This is a genomic window from Streptomyces sp. NPDC023838, assembly GCF_040639555.1.
GTDB lineage: Bacteria > Actinomycetota > Actinomycetes > Streptomycetales > Streptomycetaceae > Streptomyces.
Genome location: NZ_JBFAAD010000017.1, coordinates 151,802 through 162,174 on the forward strand (window position 1 = coordinate 151,802; position 10,373 = coordinate 162,174).

Annotated in this window: 9 protein-coding genes; 7 read left to right on the plus strand and 2 right to left on the minus strand. The window is 72.6% G+C overall.

Annotation, left to right across the window (positions count from 1 at the left end; translation table 11 throughout):
- Positions 1–4 precede the first annotated feature (4 nt).
- Both AB0G17_RS21750 and AB0G17_RS21755 read right to left on the minus strand, forming a co-directional pair.
- A complete protein-coding gene (locus tag AB0G17_RS21750) occupies positions 5–1,558 on the minus strand; it encodes an MFS transporter (RefSeq protein ID WP_361385070.1) in 1,554 nt (517 codons plus the stop codon).
- A 58-nt stretch (positions 1,559–1,616) separates the two neighbouring features.
- The gene (locus tag AB0G17_RS21755; protein WP_361385073.1) at positions 1,617–2,297 is read right to left on the minus strand and encodes a hemolysin III family protein; all 681 of its coding nucleotides are present in this window, start codon (positions 2,295–2,297) and stop codon (positions 1,617–1,619) included.
- Positions 2,298–2,578: 281 nt separating this feature from the next.
- Here AB0G17_RS21755 and AB0G17_RS21760 point away from each other — a divergent pair, with 281 nt between their 5' ends.
- The 7 genes from AB0G17_RS21760 (at position 2,579) to AB0G17_RS21790 (ending at position 9,981) form a co-directional block, all read left to right on the plus strand.
- Positions 2,579–4,402: a phosphoenolpyruvate carboxykinase (GTP) gene (locus AB0G17_RS21760; RefSeq protein WP_361385076.1), complete on the plus strand. Its 1,824-nt coding sequence runs from the start codon at positions 2,579–2,581 to the stop codon at positions 4,400–4,402.
- A 220-nt stretch (positions 4,403–4,622) separates the two neighbouring features.
- Positions 4,623–5,621, plus strand: a complete 999-nt coding sequence (locus AB0G17_RS21765) for a serine/threonine-protein kinase (protein ID WP_361385079.1) — start codon at positions 4,623–4,625, stop codon at positions 5,619–5,621.
- Positions 5,608–6,066, plus strand: coding sequence for a hypothetical protein (locus tag AB0G17_RS21770; RefSeq protein ID WP_361385082.1), 459 nt, complete (start codon positions 5,608–5,610; stop codon positions 6,064–6,066). The genes AB0G17_RS21765 and AB0G17_RS21770 overlap by 14 nt, the downstream gene beginning before the upstream one ends.
- A 212-nt stretch (positions 6,067–6,278) precedes the next feature.
- Positions 6,279–7,235, plus strand: a complete 957-nt coding sequence (locus AB0G17_RS21775) for a hypothetical protein (protein ID WP_361385085.1) — start codon at positions 6,279–6,281, stop codon at positions 7,233–7,235.
- A 37-nt stretch (positions 7,236–7,272) separates the two neighbouring features.
- Positions 7,273–8,037, plus strand: coding sequence for a hypothetical protein (locus AB0G17_RS21780; protein ID WP_361385088.1), 765 nt, complete (start codon positions 7,273–7,275; stop codon positions 8,035–8,037).
- A 7-nt stretch (positions 8,038–8,044) separates the two neighbouring features.
- A complete protein-coding gene (locus AB0G17_RS21785; protein ID WP_361385090.1) occupies positions 8,045–8,854 on the plus strand; it encodes a PP2C family serine/threonine-protein phosphatase in 810 nt (269 codons plus the stop codon).
- Entirely contained in the window at positions 8,851–9,981 is a 1,131-nt protein-coding gene (locus AB0G17_RS21790) for a hypothetical protein (protein ID WP_361385093.1), read from the plus strand. The genes AB0G17_RS21785 and AB0G17_RS21790 overlap by 4 nt, the downstream gene beginning before the upstream one ends.
- Positions 9,982–10,373: the final 392 nt, after the last annotated feature.

A 10,373-nucleotide genomic window follows, 5' to 3' on the forward strand; every position in this document is an offset into this window, starting at 1 on the left:
ATTCTCAGGCATCCGTGGCGTCCACGGCGTCCACGGGCGTACCCGCCACCTCCCGCGCGGCCGGTTCCGGCCCCTGCCGCCCCGGCAGCAGCGCCGCCGCGAGCAGGGCGGTGACCAGCGCCGCCGCCCCGCACACCAGCAGCACCGTGGTCATGCCGTGGACGTACGCGGAGTCGGCCGAGGCGGCCAGCCGCGCGTCGCCCAGGCGCGCCGCGACCAGGTGCGCGGCCACCACCGAGTCCCCGGCGCGGTCCGCCGCCGGGCCCGGCAGCCCGGCCGTGTCGAGCCGGTCCGTGAACACCCCCGCGAGCAGCGAGCCGAGGAGCGCGATCCCGACCGCGCTGCCCACCTGACGTACGGTCATCAGCAGCCCGGATCCGCTGCCCGCGCGGTCGGGCGGCAGCGTGGCGAGCGCGGCCGTCATCGCGGGCACCATGGCGAAGCCGAAGCCGAGCCCGGTCACCGTCAGCCACAGCGCGGTGAACCCGTACCCGCTCTCCACCGTCGTCCGGCTGCCGAGGAAGGCCGAGAAGGCGAGCACCACCAGGCCCGCGCTGATCGTGGAGCGCGCGCCGAACTGCCGTACCACCGGCTCCCCGGCCTTGGCCGCGATCACCAGTCCGCCCATCAGGGGCAGCATCCGCAGCCCGGTGCCGAAGGCGTCGTTGCCGAGCACCGCCTGGAGGTACTGCGGCAGGACGAACATCAGCCCGGCGAGGATGAACATCACCAGCGTCGCCGCCAGCGTGTTCAGCAGGAACGGCCGGTGCGCGAGGAGCTTCATGTCGAGCATCGGACGCGGCACCCGCCGCTCCCGTACGACCAGCGCGGCGATCAGCGCCGCGCCGCCGACCAGCGTGGCGACCACCACCGCGTCGCCCCAGCCGCGCGTCGGCGCCTCGATGATCCCGTAGATGAGGGAGCCGAGACCGGCGGCGGTGAGCGCGGTGGAGAGGGCGTCGACGCGCGGGGAGGCCGGGTCGCTCGTCTCCGGGAGCAGGAAGGCGCAGGCGGTGATGCCGATCGCGACCATCGGGACGTTGATCAGGAAGACCGAGCCCCACCAGAAGTGGTTGAGCAGGAAGCCGCCGATGATCGGGCCGAGCGGCAGGCCGAGCGCGGAGGAGGCGGTGACGATCGAGACGGCCCGGGTGCGCTCCTCGGCGGGGAAGAGCGAGGGCAGTACGGCCAGGGCGAGCGGCATGACGAACGCGGCTCCTATCCCCATGACCGCGCGGGCCGCGATGACCGCCCCCACGCTGGTGGTCAGCGTGCCGACCAGCGAGCCCGCCAGGAAGATCGCGAGGCCGGTGATCAGCATCCGGCGGCGGCCGAAGCGGTCGCCGAGGAGTCCGGCGGGGAGCATCAGCGCGGCGAAGACCACGACATAGGCGTCGGCCATCCACTGCTGCTGGCCGGTGGTGGCGCCGAGCTGCTGGGCCATGGTCGGCAGCGCGACATTGAGGATGGTCATGTCGAAGCCGAGCACCAGCATGCTCGCGACCATGGCCGCCAGCGCCCACCAGCGCCGTGGATCGGGACCGGACACCTGCGTCATGGCACACCTCCGTGAGAGTTACCGTCAAGTGACAGTAACTCTCAAAAGAGGGTCGGCGTCAAGAATGCTGGTAGGCGACCAGGGAGATGCCGACGTAGTGGACGGCGAACGCCGCCAGCGTCAGGGAGTGGAACACCTCGTGGAAGCCGAACCAGCGCGGCGAGGGGTTGGGGCGCTTGATGCCGTAGATCACGCCGCCCGCGCTGTAGAGCAGCCCGCCGACGACCACCAGGACGAGCACCGCGATGCCGCCGGTGCGCATGAAGTCGGGGAGGAAGAAGACGGCCGCCCAGCCCATCGCTATGTAGCAGGGCGTGTAGAGCCAGCGCGGGGCGCCGACCCAGAAGACGCGGAACGCTATCCCCGCGAGCGCCGCCGCCCACACCGCCCACAGGAGCACCCGGCCGGTCGAGTCCGGGAGCAGCAGCAGGGTGAGCGGGGTGTAGGTGCCCGCGATGATCAGGAAGATGTTGGCGTGGTCGAGCCGGCGCAGGATCGCCTCGCCGCGCGGGCCCCAGTCGCCCCGGTGGTAGACGGCGCTGACGCCGAACAGCAGACAGGCGGTCAGGACGTAGATCGTGCAGGCGATCCGCCCCCGGGTCGAGTGGGCGAGCGCGATGAGCACGATGCCCGAGACGACCACGGCCGGGAACATCCCGGCATGCAGCCAGCCGCGCAGTTTGGGCTTCAGGGGCTTTGCCGGCACAAGGGCCGTCACCTGATCAGTCATGTCCCGCATGCTACCTACGGCGCCGTAAGTTACGGATAGGGGCGGCCCGTAACCGTATGCCCGACCCATGCCCCGAACGCGGGCGCCGGAGGTGAACATCACATGACGAGTGGCGATGCTCACGTGAGAGTGCCTCTGGACATATGGGCGAGCGGCACGGATGATCAGATGAGTGCGGTCGGCACCGGATGAGCGCCAGGTACCAAAGAAGCGTCCGGGTCGCAGCCCCCACGGGGCAACGAACGAAATTCCCCCACAAGGGGATACCGAACCCTCAACAAGGAGCGATCGTGGCGCGCGACATCGCGGCTCCCACCACTGTCCCGACGAATCACCAGGAGCTCATCTCCTGGGTAGACGAGATCGCAGCCATCACGCAGCCGGACAGGGTGGTCTGGTGCGACGGCTCCGAGGCCGAGTACGAGCGCCTCTGCGAGGAGCTCGTCGCCAAGGGGACGTTCAAGAAGCTCGACCCGATCAAGCGCCCGAACTCGTACTACGCCGCGTCCGACCCGACCGATGTCGCGCGGGTCGAGGACCGCACCTTCATCTGCTCCGAGAAGGAGGAGGACGCGGGGCCGACCAACCACTGGAAGGCCCCCGCCGAGATGAAGGAGATCTTCGCGGGTGAGAAGGGGATCTTCCGGGGCTCGATGCGCGGCCGCACCATGTACGTCGTGCCCTTCTGCATGGGCCCGCTCGGCTCGGACCTCTCCGCGATCGGCGTCGAGATCACCGACTCCGCCTACGTCGCCGTCTCGATGCGCACGATGACGCGCATGGGGCAGCCGGTCCTGGACGAGCTCGGCACCGACGGCTTCTTCGTCAAGGCCGTCCACACCCTGGGCGCCCCGCTGGAGGCGGGCGAGGCCGACGTGCCGTGGCCCTGCAACTCCACCAAGTACATCTCGCACTTCCCCGAGACCCGCGAGATCTGGTCGTACGGCTCGGGCTACGGCGGCAACGCCCTGCTCGGCAAGAAGTGCTACGCGCTGCGCATCGCCTCCGTCATGGCGCGCGACGAGGGCTGGCTGGCCGAGCACATGCTCATCCTGAAGCTGACCCCGCCGCAGGGCGAGTCCAAGTACGTCGCCGCGGCCTTCCCGAGCGCCTGCGGCAAGACGAACCTCGCCATGCTGGAGCCGACGATCTCCGGCTGGACCGTCGAGACCATCGGCGACGACATCGCGTGGATGCGGTTCGGCGAGGACGGCCGGCTGTACGCGATCAACCCCGAGGCCGGTTTCTTCGGCGTCGCGCCCGGCACCGGTGAGCACACCAACGCCAACGCGATGAAGACGCTGTGGGGCAACTCGGTCTTCACCAACGTCGCGCTCACCGAGGACGGCGACGTGTGGTGGGAGGGCATGACGGAGGAGGCGCCCGCGCGCCTCACCGACTGGAAGGGCAACGCCTGGACGCCGGAGTCCGAGACCCCGGCCGCCCACCCGAACGCCCGCTTCACCGTCCCGGCCGGCCAGTGCCCGACGATCGCCCCCGAGTGGGAGGACCCCAAGGGCGTCCCGATCTCCGCGATCCTCTTCGGCGGCCGCCGCGCCTCCGCCGTACCGCTGGTGACCGAGTCCTTCGACTGGAACCACGGCGTCTTCCTCGGCGCGAACGTCGCCTCCGAGAAGACCGCCGCCGCCGAGGGCAAGGTCGGCGAGCTGCGCCGCGACCCGTTCGCGATGCTGCCGTTCTGCGGCTACAACATGGGCGACTACATGGCCCACTGGGTCAAGGTCGGCGCCACCGCGGAGGCGGCCAAGCTGCCCAAGATCTACTACGTGAACTGGTTCCGCAAGAACGACGCGGGCAAGTTCGTGTGGCCCGGCTTCGGCGAGAACAGCCGCGTCCTGAAGTGGATCGTGGAGCGCCTGGAGGGCAAGGCCGAGGGCGTCGAGACCCCGATCGGCATCCTGCCGACCAAGGAGTCCCTGGACACCGAGGGCCTCGAACTGCCCGAGGCGGACCTGGAGTTCCTGCTCAAGGTCGACCCCGAGGTCTGGCGCGAGGAGGCGGCGCTGATCCCCGAGCACCTCAACACCTTCGGGGACCACACGCCCAAGGAGCTGTGGGACGAGTACCGCTCGCTGGTCGCCCGCCTGGGCTGACCCGCCCGCCCGAGACTCGTGGCGGGCTGCCCCGAACACCGCCCTGACCAGTGGGGTCACGACGGTCCGCCACGACACGATCGGCCCCCGGAGCCCCCTCACGGCTCCGGGGGCCGAACGCATTCCCGAGGTCGTTTTTCGCCAGGGTGGCTGCCGGGGGCGGGCGTTCGCGGGACACTCGGACCCGGAGCGCGTTGGGCCGAGTGAGGGGGCGCGGAGCGTGCGCACACCGGTGAGTGATCCGATGCGGGTCGGGCCGTACCGCATCGTCGGACGGCTGGGGTCCGGCGGCATGGGCTGGGTGTATCTGGGGCGGTCGCCCGCGGGCCGGGCCGTCGCCGTCAAGGTCGTACGTCCCGAACTCGCCGCCGACGACGAGTTCCGGCGACGCTTCGCCCGCGAGGTGGCGGCGGCGCGGCTGGTCGGCGGCGCGTTCACGGCGGCGGTCGTCGACGCCGACCCGGAGGCGGAACTGCCCTGGCTGGCCACGGCGTACGTGCCGGGGCCCGCCCTGTCGGAGGCGGTCGGCTCGGACGGGCCGCTGACCGGGGGACAGGCCCGCAGGCTCGGGGCCGGGCTGGTGGAGGCGCTCCAGGCCATCCACGGCGCCGGAGTGGTCCACCGCGACCTCAAGCCGTCGAACGTGCTGCTCGCCGCCGACGGGCCGCGCGTCATCGACTTCGGCATCTCCAGCGTGGCCGGCGCCACCGGGCTGACCCGGGCGGGCGCCCTGATGGGGACGCCGCCGTACATGTCGCCGGAGCAGATGACCGGGTCGGGCCGGGTCGGGCCCGCCAGCGACGTCTTCTCGCTGGGCGGGGTGCTCGTCTACGCCGTCACCGGGCGTCCGCCGCACGGCCACGGCGCCGGAGTGGCCTACCGGGTGGTGCACGCCGAGCCCGAAATCGACGACGTACCGGGTGAGTTGATGCCGCTGGTCGCCGGGTGCCTGGCCAAGCGGCCCGAGGACCGGCCCGGCCTCGACGCGCTGCTCCAGGGGCTGATCGGCCCGGACGCGGGCGCCGCGCGGGCGCTCACCTGGCCGCCGCCCACGGTGGCCCGGCGGATCCGGGTCCGCACCGGCGAGCTGGAGGTCCGCCGGGCGTCCGGCAGCGGGGCCTCGCTGCGGTCCTGTCTGCTGCTGCACGCGCAGACGCTGCTCGACGCGGGGCTCAGCGACGCCATGGTGATCGAGGCGGTGGGCCGTGCGGCACTCTGAGGGGGCGCCGACGGGCTCGGGCGCCGACCTGGGCGCGCGGTGGCGCCCGCTCGTCCACGGGTGGGCGTCCGGGCACCGGCTGCACTGCGAGGAGGACACGGTCTCCGTCTCGCTGCGCTTCGACCTGGCGGAGGCGGGAAGAGCCGTCACCGTCCGGTTCATGACCACCACCAAGCTGCTGGTCGCGTTCATGACCGACGGCCGGTTCCTGCGCGGCGACCAGCTGGCGACGGCCGCCGCCGCGGCCAACGCCTGGAACACCGAACAGCTGGTCCCGATGCTGTCGGTGTGGGACGTACGGGGGCCGAGGCCCTGTATCGCCGGGGTCTGCACGCTGCCGCTCAACTGCCGGATGAACCAGCCCGAATTCGATGCGCTGGCCGGTGACTGGGTGGAACAGGCGAGGCAGATGTTCATGCGGTGCCACCAGGTTTTCCAGTTGTAGGTGGGGTTGGCGGGAATGGCCCCGAATTGGCCAAAACCCTTACGGGCGGCGGCCGGTGGCGTCATATTTGCGATGTGCTTTTCCGGGGGCGGGGAGGTTTTCGCAACATGGGGCATCTCCGGTGTCCGCGCGGTGCGCGACGACTGTGGGCGGCGACCGGGCCGCTGAACGGGGCGCTGACCGGGCCGCCGGCCAGGAGGCCGGCCGGGGCGGTGACAGGACTGCTGACCAGGCTGCTCGGCCCGGCTCTGCTCGCCCTGGCCCTGCTCGCCGCGCCCTTTCCGGCCGCCGCCGCCGACGGCACGTCCTGCTCGGGGACCCTGGCCGAGCGGCTGGGCTGCTGGGCCGATCGCGTCGGCGCCCAGGACGCGTCCGTGCTCGTCACCCTGAACCGGCCGCTGGAGCTCGAAGGGAAGGCCGCCGACTGGAAGCTCTCCCAGCGCAAGGCCGCCTTCGACCGCGGCCCGCTGGTCCTCATGGTTCCGGCCGGGCACCCGACCGGCGCGGGCGGCACCCTGCTGCTCGTCCTCGCCGGCGACCGGCTCGTCGACCCGGGCGCCGAGATCACCCGGCTCGACGACAGGACCCTGGGCGCCCTGCGCGAGGCGGGCGCCTGCCCGGGCAAGCTCTGCGAGACGGTCGCCGCGGCGGGTCACAAGGACAAGGCCCTGCGCGGCAAGGCGCTCCTGGACGCGGGCCTCGCCGCCGAGCTCGGCCGCAACTCCGACAGCGTCGGCGGCTCCGGTGGCTCGGGCGGCTCCTCGCTCCTGGTCCCGGCGCTCGGCGTGGCCGCCCTGCTGTTGCTCCTGGTGACCGCGCTGGTCTTCGCGGTACGCCGCTCGCAGGGCCCGCGCCTGGCGTTCGCCGTGCCCGCCCCGGGGGGCCCGGCGGCCGCGTCCACCAGCCGTACGGGCGCGGCGGGCGCGCCGGGCAGGCACCGGTCGGCGCCCGGCCGCGACGCGGGCAGACCGTCCGCCCCCGGCCGCGTCGCCGTCGTACGGACGGCACTGCACCCGCAGGGGTACGTCGAGCTCGACCAGTGCCTGCACCGGGCGGTCTGGGCCGAGCCCGGCACGCCCGCGCCCGCCCCCGGCACCACCGTCGAGGTGAGCGAGGGCCGGGGAAAGGACGCCGGGATCCTGTACGCCCACGCGTACGCCGGAAGTTGAACACGCGACGAGGAACACCGGCACGGGGAGAGGTCAGATGCGCAGACAGCAGCCACCCAGGACACTTCCGGCGGAGTACGCCGACATCGAGTTCGAGAACAACGCCCAACGGCTGCCGCTGGTGCTGTGCCTCGACACCTCCAGCTCGATGGCGGGCGCGCCCATCGAAGCGCTCAACACGGCGCTGAGCGAATGGACCCGCGAGCTCCACGACGACGTCAGCCTCAGCTACAGCGTCGAGGTCGCCGTCATCACCTTCGGCGGGCGGGGCGTCACCGCCTGGCGCGGCGGGCAACCGCTCGAACCGGGCTCCCCGGTCGGCCCGTTCGTCGCCGCCCACATGTTCGAGCCGCCGAGGCTGGCCGCCTCCGGGGTGACCTTGATGACCGAGGCCCTGGAGCTGGCCATGCACGTCGTGGCCGCCCGCAAGACCGAGCTGCGCTCCCAGGGCCTCCAGTACTACCGGCCGCAGATCTGCCTGGTCACCGACGGCCTCCCGACCGACGGCACCGGCCACATCAGCCGCACCTGGCAGCGGCTCGTCCCGGTGCTCGCCCAGGAGCAGGCCGCGCGTCGCTTCCGGCTGTACGCGATCGGGGTCGGCGGGCTGACCGACCTGGCCGAGCAGGTGCTCCAGGCGTACGCGCCGAAGTTCAACGCGCGGCTCCAGGGCTTCCCGTTCCGCCAGCTGCTCCAGATGATGTCGGCGAGCGCCAGCGCCGAGACCAAGGGCGCGGGCGACGAGGTCTTCGAGAAGATCTTCAGCCAGTTCAAGACGCAGCGCCCGGCCTGGGAAGCCTGAGCGGGCCATGGAGGCGCGGGCGAACGGGAGTTGGCGGGTGCACGGCCTGAGCGTGGAGGGCTACCGGCACCGCCGGGACGGCGTCGCCTGCCAGGACGCCTGGCGGTGCTCGACGGACGGGCCCGTCACGGTCCTCGCGGTCGCCGACGGCGCGGGCAGCCGGCCGCGCTCCGGCGAGGGCTCGGTGCTCGCGGTGGGCCTGGCGGTGGAGCACTTCGGCCGGCTGCCCGCCGCGGGCGCCGACGGCCCCGCCGCGCACCGCCTGCTGCGCCAGGCCTTCCAGCGGGTCGTGGACGACTTCCTCGACCGTACGGGCGAAGTGGCCGGGGACCACGCGACCACGCTCACCGTGGTGGTGCTCACGCCCGGGTGGCTGGGGCACGTCAGCGTCGGGGACGGCTTCGTGGTGCTGCGGGCCGGGAGCGAGGACGGTGAGCGGCAGTTCCATCTGCTGCCGCAGCCCGCCGCCGTGAGCGAGTACAGCAATGAGACGGTGTTCCTCACCACGCCGGACGCGGCGCGCTGGGTGCGGACCGACTGCGTACGGGACGAGGGCGTCGACGGCGTCCTGCTCTCCACGGACGGCCTGGCGCAGGCCGCGCTGTCGTGGTCCGGGGGCGCCCCGCAGGCGCCGAACGAGTCCTTCGCGGCGGCGGTGCTGCGCTCGCTGGACACGTCGCCGGCCTCCGGCGACGAGGACGACCGCCTGGCGGCCCTGCTGCGCTCCGACCGCCTGACCGCGCTCAACGGGGACGACAAGACGCTGCTGCGGGCGGTCCGTACGGTACGGGCGGTTCGTGGGGGAGGTGCCGTATGAGCGGGCGCACGGTGTTGCTCGGCGGGGTGCCGGTCGTCCTCGCCGCCGAGCCGCTCAAGGGCGGCGGCCAGGCGGCCGTCTACCCCGTCGAGGGCGACGACCACACCGTCGTCAAGCTCTACCGGGACCCGCCCGGCCCCGAGCAGGAGCGGCGGCTGACCCGGATGCTCACGATGTCCCCGCTGGGCGGACGCCCCACGGACCGCTCCCAGCGCCCCGAACTGGCCTGGCCGACGGCGCCCGCGCGGGCGCCGGGCGGCGAGTTCCTGGGCTACGCGATGCAGCGGTTCGGCGAGCCCGAACACGTCCAGCTGGTGGGCCTGTTCACGCGGGCCCAGCGGATCCGGCTCTTCCATGACCGGGCGGACTGGCGGTTCATGCTCGGGGTGGCGTGGAACCTGGCGTTCATGACGGCCCGGATGCACCACGAGGGCCTGGTCATCGGGGACTTCTCCAGCAGCAACGTGGTGGTGGACGCGAACGGCTTCATCACGTTCCTGGACTGCGACTCGATCGCCTTCACGGACGCGGTCACGGGGGAGCTGTTCCCCTGCCTCATGCACACGACCGACTACTCGGCGCCGGAGCGGCACGCGGGCGGCCCGGCGACGCGGGCCAGCGACGACTTCGCGCTGGCGGTCCTCGTCTACCAGCTCCTGACGGCCGGGAACCACCCCTTCGGGGGTGTGCCGCACGACAGCGCGCCGGAGTCGACGGTCCAGGACAACATCGCGGCGAGCATCTCGTACGTGGTGCGGCCCGAGCAGGTCGTGGTGCCGCGCGGGACCGTGGACCCGTCGGTGCTCCCGCCCGAGCTGCTCGCCCTCTCCCGGGCGGCGTTCGGCCCCGGGGTCCTCGACCCCGCGGCCCGGCCGTCGGCCGAGGACTGGCTGCGGGCGCTGGACCGTGAGCGGGCCCGTGTACGGGTGTGCGCCTCCCGGCCGCGCCATACGTACGGGTCGCACCTGGCGGGTTGCCCGTGGTGCGCGAGGGCGTCTGTGACGGGCCACGACGTCTTCAACACGGGCCCCGTGCCGGCCGCGCCCCCTCGGCCGGAGTGGCGAACGGTGCTCCTGATAACCCTGGTGCTCCTACTCCTCGTGATCCTGGCCCTCTCCGCCCGGTGAGCCGCCCGCGCCCCTTTTTGGCCCGGTCTTCGTCTGCGGGTGGTGGTGGGTTGCTCGCGCAGTTCCCCGCGCCCCTAAGTGCGCCCCTTCGGGACGCCCCGGGGATGCCGCGCAGCGGCATTTAAGGGGCGCGGGGAACTGCGCGAGCAACCCGGCACGGTCCGCAGACGAACGGTGTTTGAGGGGCGCGGGGAACTGCGCGAGCAACCCAGCACGGTCCGCAGGCGACATCGGGTTCAGGGGCGCGGGGAACTGCGCGAGAAGCGACCACGGTCCGCAGACGACATCGGGTTTAGGGGGCGCGGGGAACTGCGCGAGCAACCCGGCACGGTCCGCAGACGAACGGTGTTTGAGGGGCGCGGGGAACTGCGCGAGCAACCCAGCACGGTCCG

Coding starts and splice junctions, on each gene's coding strand:
- AB0G17_RS21750 (WP_361385070.1), bottom strand. CDS start 1,558: ATGACGCAGGTGTCCGGTCCCGATCCACGGCGCTGGTGGGCGCTGGCG.
- AB0G17_RS21780 (WP_361385088.1), top strand. CDS start 7,273: ATGCGCAGACAGCAGCCACCCAGGACACTTCCGGCGGAGTACGCCGAC.
- AB0G17_RS21790 (WP_361385093.1), top strand. CDS start 8,851: ATGAGCGGGCGCACGGTGTTGCTCGGCGGGGTGCCGGTCGTCCTCGCC.
- AB0G17_RS21785 (WP_361385090.1), top strand. CDS start 8,045: ATGGAGGCGCGGGCGAACGGGAGTTGGCGGGTGCACGGCCTGAGCGTG.
- AB0G17_RS21755 (WP_361385073.1), bottom strand. CDS start 2,297: ATGCGGGACATGACTGATCAGGTGACGGCCCTTGTGCCGGCAAAGCCC.